The 26834-nt window shown below is 61.6% G+C and carries 27 protein-coding genes; 19 read left to right on the top strand and 8 right to left on the bottom strand.

The annotated features are described in order from the left end of the window. Positions 1 to 15: 15 nt before the first annotated feature. Positions 16 to 279, bottom strand: coding sequence for a DUF1344 domain-containing protein (locus AC0NIE_RS29455; RefSeq protein ID WP_128242504.1), 264 nt, complete (start codon positions 277 to 279; stop codon positions 16 to 18). 277 nt (positions 280 to 556) lie between these two features. Between AC0NIE_RS29455 and aroC the strand changes: the two genes are divergently transcribed. Next, positions 557 to 1666, top strand: a complete 1110-nt coding sequence (aroC, locus tag AC0NIE_RS29450; protein WP_473487640.1) for a chorismate synthase — start codon at positions 557 to 559, stop codon at positions 1664 to 1666. 92 nt (positions 1667 to 1758) lie between these two features. Then, a complete protein-coding gene (gene ribB / locus AC0NIE_RS29445) occupies positions 1759 to 2859 on the top strand; it encodes a 3,4-dihydroxy-2-butanone-4-phosphate synthase (protein ID WP_473487639.1) in 1101 nt (366 codons plus the stop codon). A 61-nt stretch (positions 2860 to 2920) separates the two neighbouring features. On the opposite strand, the gene AC0NIE_RS29440 is transcribed toward ribB, so the two are convergent. Then, positions 2921 to 4141, bottom strand: a complete 1221-nt coding sequence (locus AC0NIE_RS29440) for an MFS transporter (protein WP_473487638.1) — start codon at positions 4139 to 4141, stop codon at positions 2921 to 2923. Positions 4142 to 4260: 119 nt separating this feature from the next. Between AC0NIE_RS29440 and AC0NIE_RS29435 the strand changes: the two genes are divergently transcribed. The 7 genes from AC0NIE_RS29435 to AC0NIE_RS29405 all read left to right on the top strand — a co-directional run bounded on the left by AC0NIE_RS29435 (position 4261) and on the right by AC0NIE_RS29405 (position 11859). Then, entirely contained in the window at positions 4261 to 4905 is a 645-nt protein-coding gene (locus AC0NIE_RS29435; protein ID WP_473487637.1) for a TetR/AcrR family transcriptional regulator, read from the top strand. 182 nt (positions 4906 to 5087) lie between these two features. Beyond that, complete coding sequence (locus tag AC0NIE_RS29430; protein WP_473487690.1) at positions 5088 to 6014, top strand: histone deacetylase family protein; 927 nt, start codon at positions 5088 to 5090, stop codon at positions 6012 to 6014. Positions 6015 to 6017: 3 nt separating this feature from the next. After that, positions 6018 to 6269 carry an exodeoxyribonuclease VII small subunit gene (locus tag AC0NIE_RS29425; RefSeq protein WP_258119043.1) on the top strand — a complete coding sequence of 84 codons (252 nt, stop codon included), beginning with the start codon at positions 6018 to 6020 and terminating at the stop codon, positions 6267 to 6269. Between the two features lie 109 nt (positions 6270 to 6378). Beyond that, positions 6379 to 6645, top strand: a complete 267-nt coding sequence (locus AC0NIE_RS29420; RefSeq protein ID WP_123147057.1) for a DUF2277 domain-containing protein — start codon at positions 6379 to 6381, stop codon at positions 6643 to 6645. Positions 6646 to 6685: 40 nt separating this feature from the next. Further along, the gene (locus tag AC0NIE_RS29415; RefSeq protein ID WP_473487636.1) at positions 6686 to 7606 is read left to right on the top strand and encodes a pirin family protein; all 921 of its coding nucleotides are present in this window, start codon (positions 6686 to 6688) and stop codon (positions 7604 to 7606) included. A 133-nt stretch (positions 7607 to 7739) separates the two neighbouring features. Further along, positions 7740 to 9653, top strand: coding sequence for a 1-deoxy-D-xylulose-5-phosphate synthase (gene dxs / locus AC0NIE_RS29410; RefSeq protein WP_473487635.1), 1914 nt, complete (start codon positions 7740 to 7742; stop codon positions 9651 to 9653). A gap of 610 nt (positions 9654 to 10263) precedes the next feature. Continuing rightward, positions 10264 to 11859, top strand: a complete 1596-nt coding sequence (locus tag AC0NIE_RS29405; RefSeq protein ID WP_473487634.1) for an ABC transporter substrate-binding protein — start codon at positions 10264 to 10266, stop codon at positions 11857 to 11859. 139 nt (positions 11860 to 11998) lie between these two features. Here the strand turns inward: AC0NIE_RS29405 and AC0NIE_RS29400 are convergent, their stop codons facing one another. Together AC0NIE_RS29400 and AC0NIE_RS29395 are read right to left on the bottom strand one after the other, a co-directional pair. Further along, complete coding sequence (locus AC0NIE_RS29400) at positions 11999 to 14188, bottom strand: adenylate/guanylate cyclase domain-containing protein (RefSeq protein ID WP_473487633.1); 2190 nt, start codon at positions 14186 to 14188, stop codon at positions 11999 to 12001. A 347-nt stretch (positions 14189 to 14535) separates the two neighbouring features. Then, on the bottom strand, positions 14536 to 14937 hold the full coding sequence (locus AC0NIE_RS29395) for a GFA family protein (protein ID WP_473487632.1): 402 nt from the start codon (positions 14935 to 14937) through the stop codon (positions 14536 to 14538). A 176-nt stretch (positions 14938 to 15113) separates the two neighbouring features. Between AC0NIE_RS29395 and AC0NIE_RS29390 the strand changes: the two genes are divergently transcribed. From AC0NIE_RS29390 to AC0NIE_RS29375, 4 genes are all read left to right on the top strand, one after another. Continuing rightward, positions 15114 to 15908 (top strand): TlyA family RNA methyltransferase, encoded by a 795-nt coding sequence (locus AC0NIE_RS29390; protein WP_473487631.1) that lies wholly within the window; start codon positions 15114 to 15116, stop codon positions 15906 to 15908. Then, positions 15905 to 17146 carry a class I SAM-dependent RNA methyltransferase gene (locus AC0NIE_RS29385; protein ID WP_473487630.1) on the top strand — a complete coding sequence of 414 codons (1242 nt, stop codon included), beginning with the start codon at positions 15905 to 15907 and terminating at the stop codon, positions 17144 to 17146. The genes AC0NIE_RS29390 and AC0NIE_RS29385 overlap by 4 nt, the downstream gene beginning before the upstream one ends. A gap of 86 nt (positions 17147 to 17232) precedes the next feature. Then, the gene (locus tag AC0NIE_RS29380; protein ID WP_095492412.1) at positions 17233 to 17604 is read left to right on the top strand and encodes an antitoxin Xre/MbcA/ParS toxin-binding domain-containing protein; all 372 of its coding nucleotides are present in this window, start codon (positions 17233 to 17235) and stop codon (positions 17602 to 17604) included. Beyond that, positions 17597 to 18103: an RES family NAD+ phosphorylase gene (locus AC0NIE_RS29375; protein ID WP_473487629.1), complete on the top strand. Its 507-nt coding sequence runs from the start codon at positions 17597 to 17599 to the stop codon at positions 18101 to 18103. The genes AC0NIE_RS29380 and AC0NIE_RS29375 overlap by 8 nt, the downstream gene beginning before the upstream one ends. A 124-nt stretch (positions 18104 to 18227) precedes the next feature. Here AC0NIE_RS29375 and AC0NIE_RS29370 read toward each other — a convergent pair whose 3' ends face one another. The 4 genes from AC0NIE_RS29370 to AC0NIE_RS29355 form a co-directional block, all read right to left on the bottom strand. Then, positions 18228 to 18617: a type II toxin-antitoxin system VapC family toxin gene (locus AC0NIE_RS29370; RefSeq protein ID WP_473487628.1), complete on the bottom strand. Its 390-nt coding sequence runs from the start codon at positions 18615 to 18617 to the stop codon at positions 18228 to 18230. Next, entirely contained in the window at positions 18604 to 18879 is a 276-nt protein-coding gene (locus AC0NIE_RS29365) for an AbrB/MazE/SpoVT family DNA-binding domain-containing protein (RefSeq protein WP_123147067.1), read from the bottom strand. The genes AC0NIE_RS29370 and AC0NIE_RS29365 overlap by 14 nt, the downstream gene beginning before the upstream one ends. A gap of 146 nt (positions 18880 to 19025) precedes the next feature. Then, entirely contained in the window at positions 19026 to 20438 is a 1413-nt protein-coding gene (gene tldD / locus AC0NIE_RS29360) for a metalloprotease TldD (RefSeq protein ID WP_473487627.1), read from the bottom strand. A 138-nt stretch (positions 20439 to 20576) separates the two neighbouring features. After that, positions 20577 to 21167, bottom strand: coding sequence for an invasion associated locus B family protein (locus AC0NIE_RS29355; RefSeq protein ID WP_473487626.1), 591 nt, complete (start codon positions 21165 to 21167; stop codon positions 20577 to 20579). A 374-nt stretch (positions 21168 to 21541) separates the two neighbouring features. On the opposite strand from AC0NIE_RS29355, the gene coxB reads away from it, so the two are divergent. From coxB to AC0NIE_RS29325, 6 genes are all read left to right on the top strand, one after another. Beyond that, positions 21542 to 22426 carry a cytochrome c oxidase subunit II gene (gene coxB, locus AC0NIE_RS29350; protein ID WP_473487625.1) on the top strand — a complete coding sequence of 295 codons (885 nt, stop codon included), beginning with the start codon at positions 21542 to 21544 and terminating at the stop codon, positions 22424 to 22426. A gap of 37 nt (positions 22427 to 22463) precedes the next feature. Then, positions 22464 to 24113, top strand: coding sequence for a cytochrome c oxidase subunit I (gene ctaD, locus AC0NIE_RS29345; RefSeq protein ID WP_123147071.1), 1650 nt, complete (start codon positions 22464 to 22466; stop codon positions 24111 to 24113). A 76-nt stretch (positions 24114 to 24189) separates the two neighbouring features. Next, positions 24190 to 25134, top strand: a complete 945-nt coding sequence (locus tag AC0NIE_RS29340; RefSeq protein WP_473487624.1) for a heme o synthase — start codon at positions 24190 to 24192, stop codon at positions 25132 to 25134. 2 nt (positions 25135 to 25136) lie between these two features. Continuing rightward, positions 25137 to 25298 carry a hypothetical protein gene (locus AC0NIE_RS29335; protein WP_077381685.1) on the top strand — a complete coding sequence of 54 codons (162 nt, stop codon included), beginning with the start codon at positions 25137 to 25139 and terminating at the stop codon, positions 25296 to 25298. An 8-nt stretch (positions 25299 to 25306) separates the two neighbouring features. Further along, a complete protein-coding gene (locus AC0NIE_RS29330) occupies positions 25307 to 25948 on the top strand; it encodes a cytochrome c oxidase assembly protein (protein WP_473487623.1) in 642 nt (213 codons plus the stop codon). Between the two features lies 1 nt (position 25949). After that, a complete protein-coding gene (locus AC0NIE_RS29325) occupies positions 25950 to 26831 on the top strand; it encodes a cytochrome c oxidase subunit 3 (protein ID WP_473487622.1) in 882 nt (293 codons plus the stop codon). Positions 26832 to 26834 lie beyond the last annotated feature (3 nt).

Here is a 26834-nt window from a genome sequence, read left to right as displayed (position 1 = left end):
CCAAACTGAATGACTCTATTCGGTTGAATCGCTGTCCGGCAATTGCATGTCGGTGATGACATTCTCGCCGTTTGTCTCGTCGTAGGCGATCACGATATCCATGCCGGGTTTCAGCGCTTCGAGATCGGTTTCGGCGTTCAGCTTGTAGGATTTGCCGTCGTCGAGTGTCAGCGTCAACGTGTCCTTATCGACCTCTTTGATCAGGCCTTCGGTTTGGCCGGCGAAGGCGGCGGTGGAAATCAGCAAAGTCGCGGCAACGGCGCCGATCAGGATACGCATCATCGTCCTCTTATCATTGCGCCGGCACGGCGGCGGCGGGTGTTCAACAGACGGATCGAGGGAAGCAGAAACCAACCGAATGTGTCAAAACTAAATCCGCCAGATCACAGTTTGACCACTGCGGAAAACGCCAATAGAACGCAGACTGCAGCGGCGCGCGTCCCTGTTGGACGGGCGCAGGACGCTGTAGCACTTTGATTTTGCGCATGACCCCAAAAATCGCTCCGATTTTCGGGTCATGTGCTAAGCCGGCTCCGATGCCGGCAGGGCTGGTTTCATGTCTCACAATACGTTTGGCCACCTTTTCCGCGTCACCACCTGGGGCGAAAGCCATGGCGCAGCGCTCGGCTGCGTGGTCGACGGCTGTCCGCCCGGCATCCGCTTCACGCGCGCTGAGATCCAAGCCGACCTCGACAAGCGCCGCCCGGGTCAATCGCGTTTTGTGACGCAGCGTCGCGAACCCGACGAGGTCAAGATCCTGTCCGGCTTCATTCTGGATGAGGACGGCGAGACGATGATCACCACCGGCACGCCGGTGTCGATGCTGATCGAGAATGTCGACCAGCGCTCCAAGGACTATGGCGAGATCGCCCGCCAGTACCGGCCTGGTCATGCCGATTACACCTACGATGCCAAATACGGCCTGCGCGACTATCGCGGTGGCGGCCGCTCTTCGGCCCGCGAGACGGCGGCGCGGGTGGCGGCCGGAGCCTTGGCCCGCAAGGTCGTGCCCGGCATGATCGTGCGCGGTGCGCTGGTATCGATGGGCGAGAAATCGATCGACCGCGCCAACTGGAACTGGAATTTCGTTGGCGACGCCGAAAATCCGTTCTTCACGCCCGACCCGGCATCGATCGCCGTCTTCACCGCGTATCTTGACGGCATCCGCAAGGCTGGTTCCTCGATCGGCGCGGTGATCGAGATCGTCGCCGACGGCGTTCCGGCAGGCCTCGGCGCGCCGATCTATGCCAAGCTCGACCAGGACATTGCCTCAGGCCTGATGTCGATCAATGCCGTAAAGGGTGTCGAGATCGGTAACGGCTTCGAGGCCGCCCGCATCACCGGCGAAGAGAATGCCGACGAGATGCGCATGGGCCATGACGGCAAGCCGGTCTTCCTCTCCAATAATGCGGGCGGCATCCTCGGCGGCATCTCGACCGGCCAGGCGATCGTCGCGCGCTTCGCTGTCAAGCCGACCTCATCGATCCTGACCCCGCGAAAGTCGATTGACAAGGACGGCAACGACGTCGAGATCATGACCAAGGGCCGGCATGACCCGTGCGTCGGCATCCGCGCCGTGCCGATCGGCGAGGCGATGGTTGCCTGCGCGATCGCCGATCACTATCTACGTCATCGGGGACAGACGGGGAAGGCAGTAGGGCAGTAGGGGAGTAGGGGAGTATGTTACGCGACCTGCCGAGGTGACAAACTTTCTTCTTTCCCCTACTGCCCTACTCCCGCGAGCAAAGCGAGCACCTTATGCCTTACGACCAGAAGAAGATCGTCGAAGCCCTGCGCGCATTCGAACGCGGCGAAATCGTCGTCGTCATGGACGATGACGGGCGCGAGAACGAGGGCGATCTGATCGTCGCCGCCGTCCATTGCACGCCGGAAAAGATGGCGTTCATCGTCCGCAACACCTCCGGCATCGTCTGTACGCCGATGCCGCGCGAGGAAGCCAAGCGGCTGAATCTTTCGCCGATGGTCGCCGACAATGACTCGGCCCACACCACCGCCTTCACCGTCAGCGTCGATTTCAAGCACGGCACGACGACGGGCATCTCGGCCGACGACCGCACATTGACCGTGCGCAACCTTGCCAACGGCAATGTCGGGGCGTCCGATTTCGTCCGCCCCGGCCACATCTTTCCGCTGATTGCGCGCGAAGGCGGCGTGCTGATGCGCTCGGGCCATACCGAAGCCGCAGTCGACCTCTGCAAGCTTGCCGGCCTGCCGCCGGTCGGTGTTATTTCCGAGCTGGTCAATGATGACGGCACTGTGATGCGCGGCCCGCAGGTACAGGCCTTCGCCGAAAAGAACGGTTTGAAGCAGATTTCGGTCGCCGACCTCATCGCCTACCGCCAGCGCAAGGAAACCTTGGTCGAGCGTGTCGCCTGTTCGGACATCGACACGCCTGGCGGCAAGGCGCAGGTCTTCACCTACACGCTGCCCTGGGACTCGATGCACCATGTGGCGATCGTCTTCGGCGACATCCGCGACGGCGAGGAGGTGCCGGTGCGGCTGCATTCAGAGGATGTTGTGACGGACGTCTTCGGCACCAGCCACAGGCTGGACGCCATCATGAAATCGATGGGCGAGCGCCGGCGCGGCGTCATCGTCTATCTGCGCGAAGGCTCCGTCGGCGTCGCCCATCAGGAGCGCAACCGGCCGGCTGCCGGCGATCGCGAGGACCATGAAGAGGCGCGCCGCCGCGAAAGCGAATGGCGCGAGATCGGTCTTGGCGCGCAAATCTTGAAGGATCTTGGCATTTCCTCGATCAACCTGATCGCCTCGCGCGAACGCCACTATGTCGGGTTGGAAGGCTTCGGCATCCATATCGCCAAGACCGAGATTCTCTAGGGCTGGTCTAGCGGATCGCCGGCATGCGTCCGGCCCCGCTTGGGACCGGACGCATAGGAGCCTATTCGGCAGGAACCGCGGCTGCGTCGGATTGCGACACCGTATGCGCCGTGGCAAGGCTGCGCTGGCCGGCGAGCACTATGACCAGCGCGATTGCGCCCGCCGCCACCGACACCAGGAACCCGCTCTGTGCGCCGAAGGCGTCCACCACCCATCCAGCGGCGAAGGAGCCGAGCGCCATGCCGATGCCTATGCCGGTCATGACCCAAGTGACGCCCTCGGTCAGCACGGCCTCCGGCACGCGCCGCTCGATCAGGCCGAATGCCGTGATGAAGGTCGGCGAGATCGCCACGCCGCTGACGAACACGGCCAGTGCCAGAAGAGGTACCGTTTCTGCGACGAGCAGCGGCAGCGTGGTGAGCGCGATGATAGCGACCGCGATGGCAAGCTGAATTTGCAGCGGTGTTTTCAGGTTCAGGGCGCCGATGATGATGCCGACGACGAACGATCCGAGGGCATAGACGCCGATGACGAGGCTGGCGGCGCCCGGCTGGCCGAGCTCCTTGGTGATCGCCACGGTGCTCACCTCCGTGGTTGCGAAGGTCGCGCCGATGAAGATCAGGGCCAAGGTGATGATTTGGACCGGCCGCAGGCGGATTGCCGAGCCGCGCGAACCAATTTCCACCGGTCGCACTCGCGGCTCGGTCGAGCGCTGCAGGATGAAGGCTGTCGAGCCGAACGCGAGGAACAATGTGCTCGCCAACATTCCCGCTTCCGGGAAAAGGGCGACGCTCAGGCCCACCGATAGCGATGCCCCGGCGATGTAGACCAACTCGTCGGCCGCCGACTCGAAAGCGAACGCGGTGTTCATTTCGGGGCGATCCCGGAAGAGCTCTGTCCAGCGCGCGCGCACCATTGCGGGGATGCTGGGCATTGCGGCGGCCAGCAGCGCTGACACGAACAGTGTCCATATCGGCCAGTCCTGATTGGCCGCCGCAATCAGCACTACGAAAGCGAGCGCGGAAATGACGGTGGTGGGCACCACAATCCGCGATTGGCCGAGGCGGTCCACCAGCCGCGATATCTGCGGCGCGACAAAAGCATTGGCCAGCGCATATGTCGCGGAGACGGCGCCGGCCAGCCAGTACTCACCGTGCGTTTGCGACAGCATCGCGACGATCCCGATCGGAGCCATGGCCATCGGCATCCTGGCAACGAAGCCGGCTGCGGCGAAGCCCTTTGCTCCCCTTGCCTTGAAGATTTCGCGATAGGGATTGGGCATGAGAACACTCCTGGATTTTTGAGGCCGAGCCACTTATATACGTGGCGTATGCAAATCAGATAATGACATACGACGCGTATGTCAATTAATATACGAGGCGTATGTGAAGGAATGAGCGAATGGGGCACAAACCACGCAAGGAGATGATCGCGGAGACCCGCGCCAAACTGGTCGCGGCGGCGCGCCATGCCTTTGGCACTGTCGGCTATGCGGAGGCGTCGATGGACGACTTCACCGCATCGGCCGGGCTGACGCGTGGCGCGCTTTATCATCACTTCGGCGATAAGAAGGGCCTTCTCCAGGCGGTCATCGCCGAGATCGACGGGGAAATGTTGGCCCGGCTGAAGATCGTTTCGGCCAGGGCGGACACTCTCTGGCAGGGCTTTGTCGACGAATGTACCGCCTATATCGAGATGGCGCTGGAGCCGGAGATCCAGCGTATCGTCCTTCGCGATGGACCGGCGGTGCTCGGCGATCCTTCGCAATGGCCGAGCCAGAACGAATGCATCCGCTCGATGAGCGAGAACCTTCAAAGGCTGAGGGACGAGGGAACCATCGTTGCCGTTGATCCCGAAGCCGCAGCAAGGTTGGTCAGCGGCGCCTCGCTACATGCCGCGCAGTGGATCGCAAATTCGGAGGATCCCGAAGCGACGTCAAAAAAGGCGGTGAAGGCCTTCAACGTGCTTCTGGAGGGATTGCTCAAGCAAGGCCGCAGGATTGGCGGTCCGCAGGCACCGGCTGAGATTGACAAATCGCTGGCCTGAGTTTGTTCAAGACCATCAAAGGCCAGGTGCCCGACCCCGACTGGGACCGGCGGCTGGCCGAGCATCGGTCGGTAGCTCGCGCCGGACCCAACCAGCATCCAACATCTAAACCCTGTTGAACGTCTGCCTTTGGCCGTGCCAAAAACATGGTCAAAGCCGCCGGGCGCGCCTATATCGGGGGCATGGTAACAAGGCTTTATACCCACCCGATCTTTCTCGAGCACATAACGCCGCCCGGTCATCCGGAGCGGCCGGACCGCCTGCGCGCCATCGAACGCGTGCTCGACGACGAAGCCTTTGCCGCCCTTGATCGTGCCGAGGCGCCGGAAGGCGACGAGGCCACCATCCTCTACGCACATCCGCAGGAATTCGTCGAACGGGTCCGCGCTACGATACCGGACACCGGTATCGCTCGCGTCGACGCCGACACCACCGCCAGCCCGAAAAGCTGGCAGGCGGCCGTGACGGCGATCGGCGCTGCCAACGCCGCCGTCGACGATGTCTTTCGGGGCAACGTCGCCAATGTCTTTGTCGCCGCCCGCCCGCCCGGCCACCACGCCGAAAAGACGACGTCCATGGGCTTCTGTCTGTTCAACACCGCGGCGATCGCGGCGCGCTACGCGCAAAGGCAGCACCAGGCCGAGCGCGTTGCCATCGTCGACTGGGACGTGCATCACGGCAATGGCACGCAGGATATTTTCTGGGACGATCCGTCGGTGCTCTATTGCTCGACGCACCAGATGCCGCTTTATCCCGGAACCGGAGCCGTGAGCGAAACCGGCGCCGGCAATATCGTCAACGCGCCGCTGGCGCCGCAGACCGGCAGCGAGGTTTTCCGCGACGCTTTCCTGTCGCGCATCTTGCCGGCGCTCGACAATTTCGCGCCCGACCTCATCATAATTTCCGCCGGCTTCGACGCGCATCACCGCGATCCGCTGGCCGAGATCAACTTGACCGAGGACGATTTCGACTGGGCAACCGGCCAGCTGATGCAGCGCGCCGGTCGTCACAGCGACAACCGGCTCGTCAGCCTGCTCGAGGGCGGCTACGATCTGCAGGGATTGGCATTTTCGGTCGCCGCCCATGTCGGGCGACTGATGAAAGGATGAACGATGGCTGGTGAGAGCAACGAAGACGTCAAGGCGATGAGCTTCGAGCAGGCGCTCGACGCGCTGGAGAAAATCGTCGATGATCTGGAGCGCGGCGACGTGCCGCTCGATCAGTCGATCCGCATTTATGAGCGCGGTGAGGCACTGAAGGTACATTGCGATCGGCTGCTCAAGGCGGCCGAGGATAAGGTCGAGAAGATCAGGCTTTCGCGCGACGGCAAGCCTGTGGGGACAGAGCCGCTGGACGCGGAGTAATGCATGATCCCGAACCGAAGGTCCGCGTTGGCGCAAAGCGGAAACCGGTTTTCGGACAAGATCATGCTCAAACTAGGATAAAAGCGAGACGCGGAGGTCCAGAAAAGCGATGTGCAGAAACATCAAGACCCTGTTCAATTTTGATCCGCCGGCGACGAACGAGGAAATTCGCGACGCGGCGCTTCAGTTCGTCCGCAAGCTGAGCGGATCGACACGACCCTCGAAGCGAAATCAGGACGCCTTCGATCATGCCGTCGATGCTATCGCTGCGTCGGCTCGCGAGCTTCTCGATTCTCTCGAAACCACGCACCATCCGCGCAGTCGCGAGGAAGTCGCGGCCAAGGCGCGCGCAAAAGCGGCAATCCGTTTCGCCTAATTTGATGGCAACCGTGCATTGCTGCTGACAAGGAGGTTTCGTGAGCTTCTTCCCCGGAAACGACCCCCTGCCCGGTGACGCCTTCGCCAGCGACCAGATCGAACTGATGGTTATTCCGAACGCCAAGGACATTGGCGGCTTTCAGGTTCGCCGTGCCTTGCCGACCGCCAGGCGTCGGCTGGTCGGTCCCTTCATCTTCTTCGATCGCATGGGCCCGGCGATTTTGCGGGCCGGCCAGGCGCTCGACGTCCGTCCGCATCCGCATATCGGCCTGTCGACGGTGACTTACCTGTTCGACGGCAAGATCAGGCATCGCGATTCGCTCGGCACCGAAATGGTAATCCAGCCCGGCGACGTGAATTTGATGACCGCCGGCCGCGGTATCGTCCATTCCGAGCGTACGCCACAGGAGCTGCGCGGCGCGCCGATGTCGGTTTCCGGCCTGCAGACATGGCTGGCGCTGCCCGACGATAAGGAGGAGGTCGACCCGATCTTCGAGAATACGGCGGCCATGCGTCTGCCCGAGATCGACGCCGAAGGCGTCAGCGGGCGCGTTGTCATCGGCGCCTTTTCCGGGCTGCGGTCTCCGGTCGTGACCGCTTCTGAAACGCTCTATGCAGACCTCAGCCTGGCGCCCGGCGCCAGCGTGAAAATCCCTGCCAATGCCGAGGAGCGCGCCATCTATACGTTGGAGGGAGAGGTCTCGATCTCCGGCGACCGCTTTCCGGCAGAGCGGCTGCTGGTGTTTCGGCCCGGCGACGAGATTGTCGTGTCCTCGGAGGGTGGAGCGCATTTCATGCTGTTCGGCGGCGCCTCACTTGGCTCGAAGCGCTACATCTGGTGGAATTTCGTGTCATCGTCGAAGGAACGCATCGAACAGGCCAAAGAAGAGTGGAAGACAGGCCGCTTCGATATCGTTCCTGGGGATGAAGAAGAGTTCATTCCTCTGCCGGACAATTAGAGCGCCGCGTGCGGTTTTGGACACGCAAAGGAAACCTTAACACTTTGAATCTGGCCCGCGTCACTCACACGCATTTACATTCGCCGGCCAGCGGCCTATTTCGCACGTGAATAAAAAGCAGGCCCTACCACCAGTGAACGCAAAGCTCCATACGCCCCTTCTCGACAAGGTCCGCATACCCGCCGACCTCAGGACGCTTGACGAACGTGATCTGCCGCAGTTGGCATTGGAGCTTCGCACCGAGTTGATCGACGCCGTGTCCCACACCGGCGGACATCTCGGTGCTGGCCTTGGCGTGGTCGAACTGACGGTCGCATTGCACTATGTCTTCAACACGCCAGACGACCGGCTGATCTGGGATGTCGGTCACCAGGCCTATCCACACAAGATCCTGACCGGCCGCCGCGACCGTATCCGCTCGCTGCGGCAAGAGGGCGGCCTGTCCGGCTTCACCCAGCGCGCCGAGAGCGAATACGATCCGTTCGGCGCCGCCCACTCGTCGACCTCAATTTCCGCCGGCCTCGGCATGGCAATGGCACGCGATCTCTCCGGTGGCCGCAACAATGTCATTGCCGTTATCGGCGACGGCGCCATGTCGGCCGGCATGGCCTATGAGGCGATGAACAATGCCGGCGCGCTCGATGCCCGTCTGATCGTCATCCTCAACGACAACGACATGTCGATCGCTCCGCCGACCGGCGCAATGAGCGCCTATCTGGCCCGCCTTGCGTCGGGCAAGGCCTATCTGGGCTTGCGCGATTTCGGCAAGAAGCTGACTTCTTATCTGGGCGAGCGCGCCGATCGCGCCATCAAGCGGGCGGTCGAACATGCGCGCGGCTACGTCACTGGCGGCACGCTGTTCGAGGAAATGGGTTTCTATCACATCGGCCCGATCGACGGTCACAATCTCGAGCACCTGATCCCGGTGCTGAAGAACGTCCGCGACAATGCCGACGGCCCGGTGCTGATCCACGTCGTGACCCAGAAGGGCAAGGGCTATGGACCGGCCGAGGCGGCCGCCGACAAATATCACGGCGTCAACAAGTTCGACGTCATCACCGGCGCCCAGGCCAAGGCGCCGGCCAACGCGCCGAGCTACACGAAGGTCTTTGCCGAAAGCCTGGTCCAGGAGGCCCGAGAGGACGACCGCATCGTCGCCATCACCGCCGCCATGCCGAACGGCACCGGCCTCGACCTCTTCGGCGAGGCGTTCCCGTCGAGGACCTTCGACGTCGGTATCGCCGAGCAACATGCGGTGACCTTTGCCGCCGGCCTTGCCACGGAAGGCTTCAAACCTTTCGCTGCGATCTATTCGACCTTCCTGCAGCGCGCCTATGACCAGGTCGTCCATGACGTCGCCATCCAAAAACTGCCGGTCCGCTTTCCGATCGATCGCGCCGGCTTCGTCGGTGCCGACGGGGCGACCCATTGCGGCGCCTTTGACACGACTTTTTTGGCGACGCTGCCCGGTTTCGTCGTCATGGCTGCGGCGGACGAGGCGGAACTGCGCCACATGGTGCGCACGGCGGCAAGCTACGATGAAGGCCCCATCGCCTTCCGCTACCCGCGCGGCAACGGCGTCGGCGTCGACTTGCCAGAGCGTGGCTCGGTTCTCGAAATCGGCAAGGGCCGTATCGTCAAGGAGGGCACCAAGGTTGCGCTCCTTTCCTTCGGCACGCGGCTGCAGGATTGCCTGGCTGCGGCCGAGGAACTCGGCGCGGCAGGGCTTTCCACCACGGTCGCCGATGCTCGTTTCGCCAAGCCGCTCGACGAGGACCTGATCCGGCGGCTGGCGCGCTCGCATGAGGTGCTGGTAACAGTGGAAGAGGGCGCGGTCGGTGGCTTCGCCAGCCATGTGCTGCAATTCCTGGCCCATGAAGGGCTGCTGGAAAACGGCCTGAAGGTACGCCCGCTTGTGTTGCCCGACACTTTTGTCGATCACGCCAAGCCCGAAAAGATGTACGCCGACGCCGGGCTTGATGCCGCCGGTATCGTTCGCACCGTCTTCGTGGCGCTGGGACACACCGCCAGCGCGCAAAGCGCCTGAATCAAAATCTCAACGGCTTGCATCAGTTTGCCGACCGGCGGTCGTAACCGACTGTTTGCGTTGTCATTTGGCATTCGCCTACGGTGTCTCTGGGCACCGGTCTCGCGGCCAATCTTCTAGAAGCAGAGTGAAATCCTGATGCTTGCTACCGCGTGTGAAGAGCAGAACTGGGTGGTTTCGTGCCGTTCGATTGTCGACTGGAAATGAGCGACCAGCCAGAAACGGACATTAGCGAAAGCGATTCCAGGGCAGCTTTGAAAGAGCGGACATTCGACATCCTCATATCAATTCATCAGCTTCGGCTCCGGGAATACCCATTTGCGATCTAAAATTTGCGTGCGCGGGTGATAGAGGCGGACCCAGTAACTCCAGCCTGGTGTAATCGAAATACAGTTGGCAATCTTTCCGTCGCAGCCAACGAACTGAATATCGACCGATCCATCCGCCCCGGGCGAGGCCCAAGTCCGCGCGGGAGCAAGCGAGAGGACACGAGTCCGACCGTGCGCTGCCGGAGGTCCTCGTTAGCTCGGGAATGCCTGTTGTGCTATCGTCCTAAGTCTCTCGCGCCGCCGAGGGTCTCGCATGATCTTCCGTTCGAGGGTGAGCGTCTGTGACGGAATTTGAAACGAAACTGAAGTTGGCCGCCACGCTTGCCGCCAAAGGCAGGGTTTCGCGTCGTGACTTTGTTCAGCTGGCGCTCGCCTCCGGCCTTACCGCCACGGCCGCCAATGCAATGTTCGTCAGGGTCGCGCGCGCCGAGCCCAAGAAGGGCGGCACCTTGAAGATCGGCATCAGCGATGCCGCCGCCACCGATTCACTGGACCCGAGTACCTACGTCAACCGGTTCACCGGCACCGCGCTAGGGGGAACCTTGTCGAACAGCCTGACCGAGATCGATTCCAAGGGCAACGTGGTCCCCGACCTCGCCGAGAGCTTTGAGCCGTCAGACGGCGCCAAGAAGTGGGTGTTCAAACTGAGGAAAGGCGCCACCTTTCACAATGGCAAGACGGTTACCGCTGATGATGTTGTGGCCTCGGTCAGGCATCACACCATGGAGGGCACGAAATCGATGATGAAATCGCTCTTGGCTACGGTCAGGAATGTCGTCGCCGACGGTGCCTTGACGGTGGTGTTCGAACTCGACGGCGGCAATGCCGACTTCCCCTACATCATGTCGGACATCCTGGTCATGCCGGCGAAAGAGGGCGGCGTCGACTGGGAGTCGGGCACCCGCACCGGCCCCTATATGCTCGAAAAGTTCGAGCCGGGCGTCATCGCCACCTTTAATAAGAACCCGAACTACTTCAAATCCGACAAGGGCTGGTTCGACCGTGTCGAATACCTGGCGATCAATGATGTAACGGCGCGCACCAACGCGCTCAACACCGGCGAAGTCCATTACATGGATCGCTGCGATCTGAAAACGCTCGACATTTTGAAGCAGAACCCCGATCTCGTGATCTCAGAGACGACGGGCTACGGCCACTACGTCTATGTCATGAACGTCCAGAAGGCGCCCTTCGACAATCCCGATGTGCGCAATGCGTTGAAGTACTCGCTCAATCGTGACGAGATCGTGCGGAAGGTGTTTCTTGGCCACGGCGCCATCGGCAACGACAATCCGATCGCGCCGACCGTCAAGTTCGCGACTGATCCGCAGCCGAAGCACGTCTACGACCCCGACATGGTCAAGAGCCTGCTCAAGAAGGCGGGGGCCGAGAACACCCAGTTCGACCTGTCGGTCGCGGATGCCGGGTTCACGGGTGCTACCGACTCCGCTTTCCTCTGGCAGGAGCATGCCCGCGCCGCCGGCCTCAACCTGAATGTGATCCGGGAGCCCAACGACGGCTATTGGGACAATGTCTGGCTCCAGAAGCCGTTCTACGCCTCTTACTGGGCCGGCCGGCCGACGTGCGACTGGATGTTCACCACCGGCTATGCGGCGGAAGCGGTGTGGAACGAAACGTTCTGGAAAAATCCGCGCTTTAATGAGCTGCTCGTCGCCGCCCGCTCGGAGACCGACGATACCAAGCGCGCCGGCATGTATGCCGAAATGCAGCAATTGCTGCATGACGACGGCGGGCTCATCAACCTCGTCTTCAACTCCTATGTCGATGCCCACACCAAGGCTCTCGCCCATGGCGAGTTGGCGTCGAACTGGCCGATGGACGGGTCGAAGATCGCCGAACGCTGGTGGTTCGCCTAGGCCGTCTACTCGACAATTGGGATGGCGGACTGGACGCGTTTGATGTCTCCTTGTCCCCCAACAGCGGCTCCGGAGCGGACATCGCAGCAGGTCCGAGTTGGGCCACAAGCGGAAATCCCTGACGCGCGTCCAGGGTCCATCAATTGCCTCTGATTTTGGACAGCGCGTCCTTTGCGTAAATGCCAACCAGAGCTTCATTCTGGAGTGCGACAAGCGCAGGTATCGCAGCTTGTGCCGGAGGTCCGATCTTTCCCAGCGCCTCGATGGCCTCCCGGCGGAGATACTCAACCTTAAGCGCTTCAACCAGAGCCGGAACGGCTTGTAATGCCGCTGGTCCAAACCAGCCCAGTCGTTTTGCTGCATATAGCTGGGAAAAGGGATCGCCGGCGCCAAGCTCTGCTTCCAGGCTCGTAACGGTGACGTCCAGCGGCAGCGCAGCGATACGGACACCATCATTCAGGCGCTCCCCGACATTTGCGTGTTCATAATCCCATTTGAACGAGTGGTGTAAGGTGTCGGGAATGTTTTCGAGGCCTTTCTGGCCTATGCCGGGCCGGAACTTCATCAGCATTTGCCTCGCTTCTTCCCGGCGACCGAGCTGCGCCAGCACGGAACTGAGAGGTAGAAAGAGCGCAGTTGCATCTGGGTTTCGCCTGACGCCTTCTCCGAACACCTCAGCCGCTTGTTTCAGATCGCCCATTGCAAAGAGCGCCAATCCACGAGCGAGAACGTAGTGGCTTGGATAGCTCGGGTTGAGCCGCATGGCGGTCGCGACGAAATTCAGCGCGTCGGCAGGTTCGCCTGAGATCGTCAGCGCCCAAGCCGTTGCGATGTGTGCCTCGGGGTCGTTGGGATCCAATGCAATCGCTCGACCGGCATTCCTGCGTGCATCTTTGGCCAGGCCTTGATAACCGTCCCGCAATGCCTCGACCGTATAAGACAGTGACGTTGGATATTTCTTGGCCAACTCTACGTAATCGTGAGCTCCCCACCAGAAATATGGTTCGTCCCTACCGAGTTCTTTACCCCAGAGTGAGTCAACGACGCGGAAGTAGGCCAGCGCCAGGGCGGCATAAGCTCGCCCATATTCGGGATCAAGTTCGGTTGCTTTTTTCAAGGACGTGATGGCGGCAGCTGTATCCTTTGCGTTGTAACGGAGATAAAGGCTCCAACCCTTTTCGAAAGCTTCCTTGGCTGCAATGTTGTCCGGCTTGGCGCGGGCAATTTCCGTTTTTTCGGTGGTGGTGAGGTTGACCTTCAACGCTTCGACGATCTTTGCGACAAAAACGTCCTGGACCGCAAAAATATCGGCGACGTTTCCATCGAACCTGTCCGCCCACACATGCCCGCCGGTGAGGGCATCGATGAGCTGGGCGTTGACTCGCACCTGCTCGCCGGCTCGCCGTACGCTCCCCTCGAGAACGTAACGCACGCCAAGTTCTTCGGCGACCTGGCTGATTTTTACCGGCTTGCCGCGGTAAACGAATGTCGAGTTTCGCGCGATCACGAAGAGGCCGGAAACCTTGGAAAGGTCGGTGATCAAGTCATCGGTCATGCCGTCGGCGAAGTGCTCCTGGCCGGCGTCGCTCGAGATGTTGGTGAATGGCAATACAGCGACTGACGGCTTATCGGGCAGCGGCAACGCCATTCTTTCCCTGGAGGCCACCTCGACCGGCGGTCCTGAACCGTCCCCGACCACCTTCCAAAGCGCTACACCTCCGGCGATCAGGATCAGCGCCGTCGCCGCGACTGTCAGCCGGCGCCATTCGATATGACGTTTGCGTTTTGCTGGAACTGTTCCGGACGCGGCGCGTGCCCGCGGGCCTACCCGATACAGACGAACAGGTTTTTCGATGTTCTTGAGCTTTTGTTCACCCAAAAATTCGAACTCAAAATCCAGCTTTCTCTCGACCTGATCAAATGCCGTTCCTGAAATCAGGACGCCCCCGGGCTCGGCCAATCCTTCCAGTCTCGCCGCGACATTCACGCCGTCGCCATAGATGTCCTGTCCTTCGACAATCACATCACCAAGGTTTACGCCAATGCGGAATTCGAGCTGTTTTTCCTTCGGCAGTTCGGCGTTGCACTCCGCCATCGTCCGCTGGATTTCGACGGCGCAACCGACCGCGTCGACCACGCTGGAGAATTCTATCAGCGCGCCGTCGCCCATGAGCTTCACGATGCGCCCCTTATGAGCGGCGATCTTCGGATCGATCAGGTTCTCGCGGGTGCTCTTCAGGCGCGCGAGGGTATCCGCCTCATCGGCTTCCATAAGGCGGCTGTAGCCAACGATGTCAGCGGCAAGTATCGCCGCAAGCCTGCGCTCCATGGAGGTTTCCGGCGCTGGGCAACTGTTTCCATGATAATAGAGTATCGCTTCGGAGCCTAGTCCTGCTCTGGTCGGCTTTGGGTCAGGAACGCTGGTTGGGGTGAACGTCGGCCATCGGGCAGCGAAATGGGCTGATGAAGGTCAGCTCAGGGTCATGGGCGTGAATTCGGCCGGTCGCGAACGAACCACCGCCAAGGGGTCATCTTCCGCCCTTCCGCACCGGTACTGAGTGTCAGATTTCCGCTAAAGCGCGTCGCATTTGAACGGATTCATGCGACGCGCTTTAAGTTCTTGTTTTTACGCATGTCGTTGTCGCAAAACCGCTGCGCACTTCTGCGCGACATGCATTAGAACCACATATCGCGCACGCAGCGACCATCGCGCGGCAGGTCCTCGAACTTATGGAGACCATCGAAATGGTCGATTGGCAGGTCGGCGACGGCGTCAGGCGGCGCAAGCCTCACATTGACGGCGATTCGAGTGCGACCGGCGGCACTGGAGCGCAAACCACGCCAGGCCAGAACGCAGGCGCATGTCGGACAGAACAGAATCTCGAGCGACGGGTCATCCTTTCCGGAGCGCGTATAAGCACTTGTCGGTCCCGCAAGACGGATGCGTTCGTCAACATAATCGTAAGCCCACAGCGCGCCATAGCGGCGGCAAAGCGTGCAATTGCAGGCTGTGATCGAGCCGGGATCGCCCTCCAACGTCCAGTGGGCCGCGCCACAATGGCAGGTTCCGGTCAGCATCCGTCCTCCTCACGTTCTGGCAGCAACACGAGCATATCGTTCCCAACATTGTGCCGGACCTGGTGCGATATTCCAACAGATTGTGGCGCGGCCTGATGCGCTCGCCGCTTTCGCAAGATGTTCGTTGTCTTCCCCAATATCCTTGCCTTCGTGACGGGCTTTCGCCATGAAGGCCGATGAACTCCCCTTTGCCAGCCAGCACACGCCAGCGGCTCGACGAACTTCTCGTCGCGCGCGGCCTGTTCCCCAGCCGCTCTCGCGCCCGCGACGCGATCGAGCGCGGTACTGTGACGGTTGACGGCGTCATCGCCCGCAAGCCCGGCCAGACCGTCCTGGCTGATTGCCTCATAGCCGTCGATGATCCGGCGCAGGGTTACGTGTCGCGTGCTGCGCTGAAGCTGATCGTCGGGCTCGATCATTTCGGTCTCGATCCAGCCGGCAGCGAAGCGCTCGACGTCGGCGCCTCGACCGGAGGCTTCACTCAGGTCTTGCTCGAACGCGGCGCGGCACATGTCACGGCGATCGATGTCGGGCATGGCCAGATACATCAGGATATCGCTGGCGATCCGCGTGTGACGGTGATCGAGGGATTGAACGCCCGTGATCTTTCCGCCGCCGATCTTGCCGATCGCATTCCGGATTTTATCGTCTCCGATGTCAGCTTCATCTCGTTGAAGCTGGCGCTGCCGCCGGCGCTCGCCATTGCCAGGAGCGGCGCCAGAGCAATATTTCTGGTCAAGCCGCAATTCGAGGCGGGCCGCGAGGCGATCGGCAAGGGCGGCTTGCTGAAAGACCCATACGATGCCGCGCGGGTTGCCGGCCTGCTGCAGGATTGGCTCGACGGCGTCCCGGGCTGGCGCTCGCTGGGACTGCATCTGTCACCGATCGAAGGCGGCGACGGCAACCGCGAGTTCCTGCTCGCCGGGATCAAAGACGCCGGAGTCGAGAACAGGGGGATCGGAGGCCGATGAACGCGCGCTTCACGATCACAAGGCTGGGCTCCCAGGCCGACGGCGTCGCCGAGACCGAAACCGGCGAGCTTTTCATTCCGTTCACGCTGCCCGGTGAAACCGTCACCGCCGCGCGCGAAAAGGACCGTGCCACGCTGATGTCGGTGCTGGAGGCTTCGCCGCTTCGCATCGACCCTGCCTGTCGGCATTTCACCGAATGCGGCGGCTGTGCCATCCAGCATCTTGAGGCCGAAGCTTATCATCGGTGGAAGCGCGACAAGGTTGCGCATGCGCTCAACAGCAAGGGTGTCACTTGCGACATTGACGCGCTGGTGCCGTGCGCGCCGCAGACGCGTCGGCGCGTCGTGTTCACCGCCCGACGGAGCGAGGCCGGCATGCTGCTCGGATTCGTTCGGGCGCTGTCGTCCGAAATCATTTCCATCGAGGAATGCCCGATCTCGCTGCCCGAAATCGTCGCAAAGCTCGACCGTCTGAAAGCACTCGCCGAGTTGGTTTGCGCAACGACGAAATCGTTCCGCATTACGGTCACAGTGACCGGTTCCGGCCTCGATGTCGCGGTTCACGAGTCCGGCAAGCTTGGCGAAAACCAGCGCCGCGTCGCCTCCAATTTCGTCATCGCTCAGGGGCTGGCAAGGCTTTCGATCGATGGCGAGATCATAATCGAGCCCAAAAAGCCGGTTGTCATGTTCGGCGACATCGCCGTCGCGGTGCCGCCGGGCGCCTTCCTGCAGGCCACCGAAGCCGCCGAGCAGGCGATGGCCGACATCGTCGGCCGGCACTTCGCGCGCGCCAAGAAGGTCGCCGATCTCTTCGCCGGCTGCGGCAGCTTTGCGCTACGTCTCGCCGCCAAGTCGGAAGTCCATGCGGTGGAGGGTGACGCGGCAGCGCTTTCGGCGCTCGACCGGGCGTTCCGTTTCGCCAGCGGTCTGAAGCGCGTGACCAGCGAACGCCGCGACCTGTTTCGGCGGCCGCTCACATTCAAGGAGTTGAATACCTTCGATGGCATTGTGTTCGATCCGCCCCGCGCCGGCGCCGAGGACCAGTCGAAGCAGATTGCCCGTTCCGACGTGCCGCTGGTCGCCGCGGTTTCCTGCAATCCGGTGACGCTGGCGCGCGACCTGGGCAGCCTGATCGACGGCGGCTACGCTCTGAAAAGCGTAACGCCGATCGACCAGTTCCTGTGGTCTCCGCATGTCGAGGCCGTCGCGCTTTTGGAGAAGCCGAGGAGAAGGCGGTAGTAGGCTTTGCAAGCGTTGAGCTTGAATTGCGCCAGAAATGAGCCTATTTTGATCGCGTGTCGTTCAAAATGTGCTAGGAACCTGTTATGAATACCGCAGCCCTCGATATCAGAGCATCGCGCTTTGGCGAGGAACGGACGCCATTTCTTTCGGCAAGACGGGTAGCTGAACTGCTGGGCGTCAATCTGACCGAACTGGCGGGTCTGATCGGCGTCGCGCGCAACACGCTTGCCGCCAAGACCGGCGCGCGCAAGGTCGACGCCGCATTGAGTCCGATTGTCCGTATCCTGGCGATGGCAGGCGAGATGGCCGGCGATGAACAGCGTGCGGCGATCTGGTTCAAGCATCAGCCAATCCCCGGCTGGGCGGGAAAGACCGCCTACGATCTCGTTCGAGAGGGCAAAACGGACAAGGTGCTTGCCTATCTGGAGGCAGTCCGCTCCGGCATTTATGCCTGAAAACAGGCTGAGCCTATGGCGCGCCTTCGCGCCGCGTTGGGCGCATCTGCCGCTTTCCGGCGAAGGAGCGGCCCGCTTTGGCGGTCGCTGGAATCCGGTGGGGACCCCGACGATCTATGCCGCGCGGGAATTGTCCACTGCTTGGGCGGAGTACAATCAGGGCTTTGTCCAGCATCCGGCGCTGATTGCGCAGCTCGAACTTTCAGGCGCGCGGCTGGCCGACCTGACGGACGCTGATGTGCTGATCAAGCTCGGCGTCACGGCAGACATTCACCGATGTGAGTGGCGCGACATCATTGATCAAGGCCTTGTGCCTGAGACGCACACGCTGAGAGATCGCCTGATTGCCGATGGGCAGCATGGCGTGATCTACCCCTCCTTCATGTCGCCCGGCGGCACATGCGTCGCCCTCTGGCGATGGAACGAGAGCAACGCACCCCGTCTGAAGGTCATCGATCCCGACCATCGCCTGCCGAAAACGCCGGCTTCATGGCTTTAATGCATGTCGCGCAAAAGTGTGCAGCGGTTTTGCGATAACGACAAAACAACAACCTAAAGCGCATCGCATGAGCCCGGTCAAATGCGACGCGCTTTAGGGCAGTTCGAACCTGGTCGGGAGACGGCTAGGCTTCTTGCACGCCCTCATATCCGGCCGCCCTTGCGGCCTTGACGAACTTACGGTCAAAAGTCGCGAAGCCGGCGCAGCGAGCGGACTTGCCCAGATGCAACGCATCAGCGAAATCTAATCCCCTTTCCGAGAGGTCGAGCGCGGACGACACGACCGCTCCGTCTTCCACCTCCACCGTGGGGAGCCCACTAAACGCCCGTAGCGTACGGGCGATTTCGAGCGGCGCAAAACCATAGGTGCTGCGCAACACCCACTCGACCTCCAGGATCACTGTAATGGCGACAAAGACCGGCTGGCTATCGATCAGCGCCCCGGCGCGGGGAGACTGTGTCGGGTGATCGCCTGTCAGGTAGCGGACGATAAGATTGGTATCAATCGCGAGCATGGCGCCGCCGCGCTTCGGCCAGCACACCCGCATCCATTTCTTCCAACGTCTTCGGCCTGCCTCTATGGGGCAGGGATCCGAACACGTCTTCTGGCCGTGTCTCGGCGAAGACTGGCGCAGGCTTCAGTAGCACGCCCTCCGGAGTGTCTTCGACCAGAAGACGCGTGCCGGCGTCCCATTCCCTCCGTTTCCGGATTGCGCTGGGCAAAATGACCTGTCCCTTGGTCGAGACGGTGGTTATGAGCTTTTCCGTAGCAGCCACGGCACGTACGCCCCTAGATGTAAGACAAACGTAAGATAATAGGAGGTCGCGCCAAATTCAAGGCGCAAGCTACGCATTTGACGAGATGGAGCAGCAGTGGCGGCCGGGATGGTATTCGTGACCACAAAACCAGCCGGCAGCTTCTATCAAACCCGCGTTCCGCCGACCGTCATCTGGTTCATCCTGAGATGCGGCTGGCCGACGCCGACCGGCACGCCCTGGCCGGCCTTGCCGCACATGCCGATGCCGGTGTCGAGCTTTATGTCGTTGCCGATCATCGAAACGCGGTGCATGGCGTCAGGCCCATTGCCGATCAGCATGGCGCCCTTGATCGGCTGCGTCACCTTGCCGTTCTCGATCATGTAGGCCTCGGTGCAGCCGAACACGAACTTGCCCGAGGTGATGTCGACCTGGCCGCCGCCGAAGGAGACGGCATAGACGCCGTTCTTGACCGACGCGATGATTTCGTCCGGCTCCATGTCGCCCGAGGTCATGTAGGTGTTGGTCATGCGCGGCATCGGCTGGTGTGCATAGCCTTCGCGCCGCCCGTTGCCGGTGGCCTTCATGCCCATCAGCCGGGCGTTCTGGCGATCCTGCATATAGCCGACAAGCTTGCCGTCTTCGATCAGCACGTTGCGGGCCGAAGGTGTTCCTTCATCATCGACGGTCAGCGAGCCGCGCCGCTCGGGCATGGTGCCGTCGTCGACGACGGTGACACCCTTCGCGGCCACCTGCTGGCCCATCAGCCCGGCGAAAGCCGATGTTTTCTTGCGGTTGAAGTCGCCTTCCAGCCCGTGGCCGACCGCCTCGTGCAGCATGACGCCCGGCCAACCGCTGGACAGGACGATGTCGAAGGTGCCGGCGGGCGCGGGGATCGCTTCGAGATTGACCAGCGCTTGCCGCAGCGCCTCCTTGGCCGCGTGCTTCCAGCTCTCCTCGACCAGAAATTCGCCAAACGCCTTGCGCCCGCCCATGCCGTAGGAGCCGCTCTCCTGGCGGTCGCCATTGCCGACCACCACCGACACGTTGATCCTGACCAGCGGGCGGATGTCGCGCACCACCTGGCCGTCGGCGCGCACGATCTCGACATGTTGCCAGGAGGCGGCGAGCGAAGCCGTCACCTGTCGCACGCGCGGATCCTCGGCTCGCAGCCAGGCATCGATTTCCTGAAGGAGCTTGGCCTTGGCCTCGAAGGAGGGCGAGGGGATCGGGTTCTCGTCGCCATAGAGATGGCGGTTGGTGCGGGCAGGAGCCGCGGCAAACGTGCCGGAATAGCCGCTCTTGACCGTCGAGACGGCGTCGGCCGCGCGCAGCAGCGATGCTTCGGAAAGATCGCTGGAATGCGCGTAGCCACTCGCTTCGCCGGCGACGGCGCGCAGGCCAAAGCCTTGGTCTGTGTTGAAATTGGCGGTCTTCAGCCGGCCATTGTCGAACATCAGCGCTTCGCTCTCGCTGTATTCGAGGAACAGCTCGCCGTCGTCGGCGCCGTTGATAGTCTCGGCGACGATCTGCTTGATGCGATCGTCGGAAATGTCGAATTGGCCGATGAGGCTGTTCATGGCAGGTCCGTCCGTGGAAAGAGATTGTCCTCACGATGTAGGCGCGCAGGTGCGTCCAGACAATCGGCAATGACCATTGTCATCGCCAAAGGCCAGTCACAATCTCTTTTCGTTGGTAAGGCCTTTGGGATTTTGGTCTCAAGGCAGGGCGGCGAAACCGTCGGCGAAACCCTTGAGCTCGACTGGAATGCCGATGCCTTCCTCCGGCGTCTGAAAGACGATGAAGGTGGCTGACGTTCCGGTCTTCAGCGTGTCGAGCAGCGGCTTTTCGAGAATGACCTCGGCATAGCAGCCGTCCTGGAAGCAGCGCACGAAATAGGCCCGGCCGATGTCCTTGCCATCGACATTGAGACCGAGTCCGTTGGGCAGCAGCACTCCGAGCGGCGCCAGCACGCGCAGTATTTCGGCCTTGTTGTCGGCGGTGCGCAGCACGACGACGGAAAGCCCCATCTCGGGACGGTCCTCGGCGACGACGTTCTGCATCATCACGCATTGTTCTGATGTGGCTCCGGCCGGCGTGTCGCAGATGACCGACCATGCGCCATGCGTCGACCGCACCTTGCCGCTTGGCTGCGCAGCATTGGCCTGGCCGATGCCAGACAAGCCAACACCAGATAGGCCAACGCCAGACACGGCAGCGAGAAGAATGACCTTCGCCAAGCTTCTCGAAAGCCCCAATCGCGAAACCCGAAGTCTCGAAAGCCCAAGTCTCCAAAGCCAAGAGTTCATGACGGCTCCATTGCGAATCACGGCACTTTAAGCCGCGCCAAGGGCAAGTAAAGGATGAGACCACTGCCGGCCTGCCTCGACCAAGGCAATTGTGCGCTTTTCCGTGTCAAATTCGCCCGAATTGCGACAGCCCGGCGCATTTTGCCAGGACACTCCGCCGCTCGGGCTTCCGCGATCCGCCACCGCCGCGGCCGCCGCCAAAATGCGCAGCCGCGCTTGCGCGCAAAAATGCCGCACGGTTTCCTCCGCTCATTTCTTGCAGAGGCAAATAGAGTATGGTTTGAACCAGCCTCGGGACTGTCCGGGATTCCCGTCCCGGCGTTGTTCGATATTCTTGCGGTCCGATCGCGAGGAACTGGGAGATAATGACGGCAATGAGAAAATTCCTAGCAGGCGCCAAATTCCTGACAAGCGCTTGGGCTGCCGCCACACTGTTCACCGGTGCATCCGCCCATGCCGCCCAGCCTGCGCCGTGGGAGGTGACATTCCAGCCCGCCGCCACCGACATGATGCGGCAGATCGCCCTGTTCGAGCACTATACGCTGTGGTTCATCGTGCCGATCACCCTCTTCGTGCTCTTTCTTCTCGCCTATTGCATCTTGAAGTTCCGCGCGAGCGTCAACCCGATCCCGTCGCGCACCAGCCACAACACGCTGATCGAGGTGATCTGGACGGTTGGGCCGGTCGTCGTCCTGCTCATGCTCGCCATCCCCTCGTTCCAGCTTTTGACCGCGCAATACACACCGCCGGAGGAAGCCAAGTTGACCGTCAAGGCGACGGGAAACCAGTGGAACTGGGACTACGAATACCAGACCGAAAACACGCTTTCCTTCAACTCAGCGATCCTGGCGGATTCTGACCGCGCGGCGGCCGGTAAGGAGGACCGCGGCGCTTATCCGCGCCTGCTCGCCGTCGACAACGAGATGGTGGTGCCGGTCAACACCATGACCCGGGTGCTGGTGACGGCGGCGGACGTGATCCACGCCTTTGCCATGCCGTCCTTCGGCATCAAGACCGACGCGGTTCCGGGCCGCATCAACGAGGTCTGGTTCAAGGCGGAAAAGGAAGGCCTCTATTACGGCCAGTGTTCGGAGCTCTGCGGCAAGGACCACGCCTTCATGCCGATCGCGATCCGAGTCGTCTCCGACGCCCAGTACAAGACCTGGCTGGCGGCAGCCGGCACCGACCTTCCCGGCGCCAACAAGGCGCTGATGGCCGAGGTCGACGGCAAAGACAAGGTAGCGGCCGCCGGCAACTGATGCCGCGACCAGAAAAGATCAGGGAACGGAGCCGAACATGGCAGACGCTGCAGCTCACGACCACGACCACAAGCCGTATCATGGCTGGGTCCGGTGGGTGTATTCGACCAACCACAAGGATATCGGTACGCTCTATCTGATCTTCGCGATCATGGCGGGCTGCGTCGGCGGTGCCCTTTCGGTCGTCATGCGCATGGAACTGCAGGAGCCGGGGATCCAGATTTTCACCGGCCTGGCGCAGATGGTCTACGGCTTGAACGCCGACGCTGCGCTCGACGGCGGCAAGAGCATGTACAACGCCTTCACCACAGCGCATGCGCTGATCATGATCTTCTTCATGGTCATGCCGGCGCTGATCGGCGGCTTCGCCAACTGGATGGTGCCGATCATGATCGGCGCGCCCGACATGGCTTTCCCGCGCATGAACAACGTCTCGTTCTGGTTGCTGCCACCGGCTTTCATCCTGCTGATCATCTCGGCCTTCATGCCGAGCGCGCCTGGCGCCTACGGCGTCGGCGGCGGCTGGACGATCTATCCGCCGCTATCGACATCGGGCCAGCCGGGACCGGCGATGGATCTTGCGATCCTGTCGCTGCACATCGCCGGCGCGTCGTCGATCCTCGGCGCCATCAATTTCATCACCACCATTTTCAACATGCGCGCGCCTGGCATGACGCTGCACAAGATGCCGCTGTTCGCCTGGTCGGTGCTGATCACCGCTTTCCTGCTGCTGTTGTCGCTTCCGGTTCTGGCCGGCGGCATCACTATGCTTTTGACCGATCGCAACTTCGGCACGACCTTCTTCGCGCCGGACGGCGGCGGCGACCCGATCCTGTTCCAGCACCTGTTCTGGTTCTTCGGGCACCCGGAAGTCTACATCCTGATCCTCCCGGGCTTCGGCATCGTCAGCCACATCGTCTCGACCTTCTCTAGGAAGCCCATCTTCGGCTATCTCGGCATGGCCTATGCCATGGTCGCGATCGGTGCGGTCGGCTTCATCGTCTGGGCGCACCACATGTACACGACCGGCCTGTCGCTCGACACGCAGCGCTATTTCGTCTTCGCCACGATGGTTATCGCGGTGCCGACGGGCGTGAAGATATTCTCGTGGATCGCCACCATGTGGGGCGGGTCGATTTCGCTCAAGACCCCGATGCTGTGGGCGATCGGCTTCATCTTCCTGTTCACCGTCGGCGGCGTTACCGGCGTCCAGCTTGCCAATGCCGGTCTCGACCGCCCGCTGCACGACACCTATTACGTGGTCGCGCATTTCCACTATGTGCTGTCGCTGGGCGCGGTCTTTGCCATCTTCGCCGGCTGGTACTACTGGTTCCCGAAGATGACCGGCTACATGTATTCGCCTGTCATCGCCAACACCCACTTCTGGGTCACCTTCGTCGGCGTCAACCTCGTCTTCTTCCCGCAGCATTTCCTCGGTCTCTCCGGCATGCCGCGCCGCTACATCGACTATCCGGATGCGTTTGCCGGCTGGAACATGGTGTCGTCCTACGGCTCGTATATTTCGGCCGTCGGCGTGGTCATCTTCCTCTATGGCGTGTTCGAGGCGTTCCAGAAGAAGCGGGTTGCCGGCGCCAATCCATGGGGCGAGGGCGCGACGACGCTTGAATGGCAGCTGCCTTCGCCGCCGCCCTTCCACCAGTGGGAACAGCTGCCGAAGATCAAATAGGCTTCTGCCTGGGGAAATACGGAACCGCCGGTTCGCCGGCGGTTTTGGCCAACGGAATGATGGACTTTAAGTACGCATGGCCCTTGTCGACGACACCTTGACTGACGAACCGGGCTTTCGCGTGTCGGAAGCGACGGCGGGCGATTTCTTCGCCCTGTTGAAGCCGCGCGTCATGTCGCTGGTGGTGTTCACCGCCTTTGTCGGCCTGGTCGCGGCACCTGTGACCATCAATCCGCTTCTGGCGGTGATCGCTATCCTGGCCATTGCCATTGGTGCAGGGGCCTCCGGCGCGCTCAACATGTGGTATGACGCCGATATCGATGCGGTGATGACCAGGACCGCCGGCCGTCCGGTGCCGGCCGGCCGCATCCGGCCCGGCGAGGCGCTGAGTTTCGGCCTGGTGCTGTCGGTGCTGTCGGTGATGACGCTCGGCGTGCTGGTCAACTGGCTGTCGGCGACGCTGCTGGCCTTCACCATCTTCTTCTATGCGGTCGTCTACACGATGTGGCTGAAGCGCTGGACGCCGCAGAACATTGTCATCGGCGGTGCTGCCGGCGCCATTCCGCCGGTGATCGGCTGGGCCGCGGTGACCGGAACCGTCAGCCTGGAAAGCGTCGTCCTGTTCCTGATCATCTTCCTGTGGACGCCGCCGCATTTCTGGGCGCTCGCCCTCTTCAAGTCCGAGGACTATGCAAGGGCCGGCATCCCGATGATGCCGAATGTCGCCGGCCAGGCTTCGACCCGACGCCAGATCTTTGCCTACGCGCTGATCCTTGCACCGGTTGGCGTGCTGCCATGGACGCTTGGTTTCACCACGCCCGCCTATGGCGTCTTTGCGGTGCTGCTTGGCGCCGGCTTCGTCTGGTACGCGTGGAAGGTGCTGCAGATGGCGAACGACGACCATGTGATGAAGCCGGCCAAGGCATTGTTCGGCTACTCGCTGCTCTACCTCTTTGCCATTTTCGCCGTCTACCTTGCCGACTGCGTTGTCGGGCGCGTGCTAGCCATGGGTGGAGCATGACCATGGCCGACAAGAAGCTTGAACTCGTCACGCTGACGGAGCGCCAGCAGAAGGCCCGGCGCAACCGCTCGGTAGCCATCGGCCTGGCGCTGGCGGTGCTTGTCGTCATCTTCTATATCGCGACCGTCGTGAAATTCGGTCACAACCTCACCGGAACGATGTGAGGCTCAAGATGAACCGCCAAACAGTGACCCATCCTCAAAAGAAGAACACCAACCGCATTGTCGCCGGCGTCTGCATCGCCTTTTTCGGCGGCATGATCGGCATGGCCTATGCCGCGGTGCCGCTCTATGCGATGTTCTGCGAGGCGACCGGTTACGGCGGCACCGTAAAACGCACAACGCAGCAATATGCCGACCGGGTGCTCGACCGCGATATCACCATCCGTTTCGACGCCAACACAGTCGGCGTGCCCTGGCAGTTCCAGCCGGTCACCCGCTCGGTCACCATCAAGATAGGCGAGACGGCGCAGGCGCATTATAGCGCGACGAACAAATTCGTCCGCGACACCACCGGCCGCGCCACCTTCAACGTGCAGCCGGAACTTGCAGGATCCTACTTCAACAAGGTCGAGTGTTTCTGCTTTACCGACACGACGTTGAAGCCTGGAGAGACACTGGACATGCCGGTCGTGTTCTATGTAGATCCCGACATCGTCGATGCGCCGGAACTTAAGGACCTGAAGACGATTACCCTGTCCTACACGATGTTCCCGGTCGAGAAGAACGAGAACAACAAGCCGGTGGCCTCGACAGTGCCGGCCGAAGGCACAAGCAACAAAGTTTCACACACCGAAAGAAGCCTCGGGGGTTGATATGGCAGACGCGCACGCAAAACCACAACATGACTACCATCTCGTCGACCCAAGCCCGTGGCCTTTCCTCGGCTCGGTCGGCGCGTTGGTCACCGCGATCGGCGGCGTCTGTTACATGCAGTATCTCAAAGGCGGCGATTTCCCCATTTTCGGCTTCAACATCGCCAATCCGTGGCTGTTCTTCATCGGCCTTTTGATCGTCCTCTACACCATGTACGCCTGGTGGTCGGATACCATCAAGGAAGCGCATGAAGGCCACCACACGCGGGTCGTGTCGCTGCATCTGCGCTACGGCATGATCATGTTCATCGCTTCCGAGGTGATGTTCTTCGTCGCCTGGTTCTGGGCTTTCTTCGACGCCAGCCTGTTTCCCGGCGAGGCACAGCAATACGCCCGCGCCGCCTTCACCGGCGGCGTCTGGCCGCCGAAGGGCCTCGAAGTCCTCGACCCCTTCCACCTGCCGCTCTACAACACCGTCATCCTGCTTCTGTCGGCCACCACGGTGACCTGGGCGCACCACGCGCTGCTTCATGGCGATCGCAAGGGGCTGATCAACGGCCTGGTGCTGACGGTCGGTCTCGGCATGCTGTTCACCATGGTGCAGGCTTACGAATATATGCACGCGCCGTTCGGCTTCAGGGATTCGATTTACGGCGCCACCTTCTTCATGGCGACCGGCTTCCACGGCTTCCATGTCATCATCGGCACCATCTTCCTGCTGGTCTGCCTGGTCCGCGCGATGAAGGGCGATTTCACGCCCAAGCACCATTTCGGCTTCGAGGCGGCCGCCTGGTACTGGCACTTCGTCGACGTGGTCTGGCTGTTCCTGTTCGCGTCGATCTATGTCTGGGCCTCGAGCGGCGCGGTGATTGAAGGTCACTGAAAT

It is taken from the genome of Mesorhizobium sp. WSM4842, from assembly GCF_055901575.1.
This window is presented reverse-complemented; position numbering and strand designations above follow the sequence as displayed.

Coding starts and splice junctions, on each gene's coding strand:
- AC0NIE_RS29435 (WP_473487637.1), top strand. CDS start 4,261: ATGGGGCACAAACCACGCAAGGAGATGATCGCGGAGACCCGCGCCAAA.
- coxB (WP_473487625.1), top strand. CDS start 21,542: ATGAGAAAATTCCTAGCAGGCGCCAAATTCCTGACAAGCGCTTGGGCT.
- AC0NIE_RS29370 (WP_473487628.1), bottom strand. CDS start 18,617: ATGCTCGCGATTGATACCAATCTTATCGTCCGCTACCTGACAGGCGAT.
- AC0NIE_RS29385 (WP_473487630.1), top strand. CDS start 15,905: ATGAACGCGCGCTTCACGATCACAAGGCTGGGCTCCCAGGCCGACGGC.
- AC0NIE_RS29375 (WP_473487629.1), top strand. CDS start 17,597: ATGCCTGAAAACAGGCTGAGCCTATGGCGCGCCTTCGCGCCGCGTTGG.
- AC0NIE_RS29395 (WP_473487632.1), bottom strand. CDS start 14,937: ATGCTGACCGGAACCTGCCATTGTGGCGCGGCCCACTGGACGTTGGAG.
- ribB (WP_473487639.1), top strand. CDS start 1,759: ATGCCTTACGACCAGAAGAAGATCGTCGAAGCCCTGCGCGCATTCGAA.
- AC0NIE_RS29455 (WP_128242504.1), bottom strand. CDS start 279: ATGCGTATCCTGATCGGCGCCGTTGCCGCGACTTTGCTGATTTCCACC.
- AC0NIE_RS29430 (WP_473487690.1), top strand. CDS start 5,088: ATGGTAACAAGGCTTTATACCCACCCGATCTTTCTCGAGCACATAACG.
- AC0NIE_RS29355 (WP_473487626.1), bottom strand. CDS start 21,167: ATGAACTCTTGGCTTTGGAGACTTGGGCTTTCGAGACTTCGGGTTTCG.
- ctaD (WP_123147071.1), top strand. CDS start 22,464: ATGGCAGACGCTGCAGCTCACGACCACGACCACAAGCCGTATCATGGC.
- AC0NIE_RS29425 (WP_258119043.1), top strand. CDS start 6,018: ATGGCTGGTGAGAGCAACGAAGACGTCAAGGCGATGAGCTTCGAGCAG.
- AC0NIE_RS29380 (WP_095492412.1), top strand. CDS start 17,233: ATGAATACCGCAGCCCTCGATATCAGAGCATCGCGCTTTGGCGAGGAA.
- AC0NIE_RS29420 (WP_123147057.1), top strand. CDS start 6,379: ATGTGCAGAAACATCAAGACCCTGTTCAATTTTGATCCGCCGGCGACG.
- AC0NIE_RS29340 (WP_473487624.1), top strand. CDS start 24,190: ATGGCCCTTGTCGACGACACCTTGACTGACGAACCGGGCTTTCGCGTG.
- AC0NIE_RS29440 (WP_473487638.1), bottom strand. CDS start 4,141: ATGCCCAATCCCTATCGCGAAATCTTCAAGGCAAGGGGAGCAAAGGGC.
- AC0NIE_RS29330 (WP_473487623.1), top strand. CDS start 25,307: ATGAACCGCCAAACAGTGACCCATCCTCAAAAGAAGAACACCAACCGC.
- aroC (WP_473487640.1), top strand. CDS start 557: ATGTCTCACAATACGTTTGGCCACCTTTTCCGCGTCACCACCTGGGGC.
- AC0NIE_RS29335 (WP_077381685.1), top strand. CDS start 25,137: ATGGCCGACAAGAAGCTTGAACTCGTCACGCTGACGGAGCGCCAGCAG.
- tldD (WP_473487627.1), bottom strand. CDS start 20,438: ATGAACAGCCTCATCGGCCAATTCGACATTTCCGACGATCGCATCAAG.
- AC0NIE_RS29325 (WP_473487622.1), top strand. CDS start 25,950: ATGGCAGACGCGCACGCAAAACCACAACATGACTACCATCTCGTCGAC.
- AC0NIE_RS29400 (WP_473487633.1), bottom strand. CDS start 14,188: ATGGAGCGCAGGCTTGCGGCGATACTTGCCGCTGACATCGTTGGCTAC.
- AC0NIE_RS29390 (WP_473487631.1), top strand. CDS start 15,114: ATGAACTCCCCTTTGCCAGCCAGCACACGCCAGCGGCTCGACGAACTT.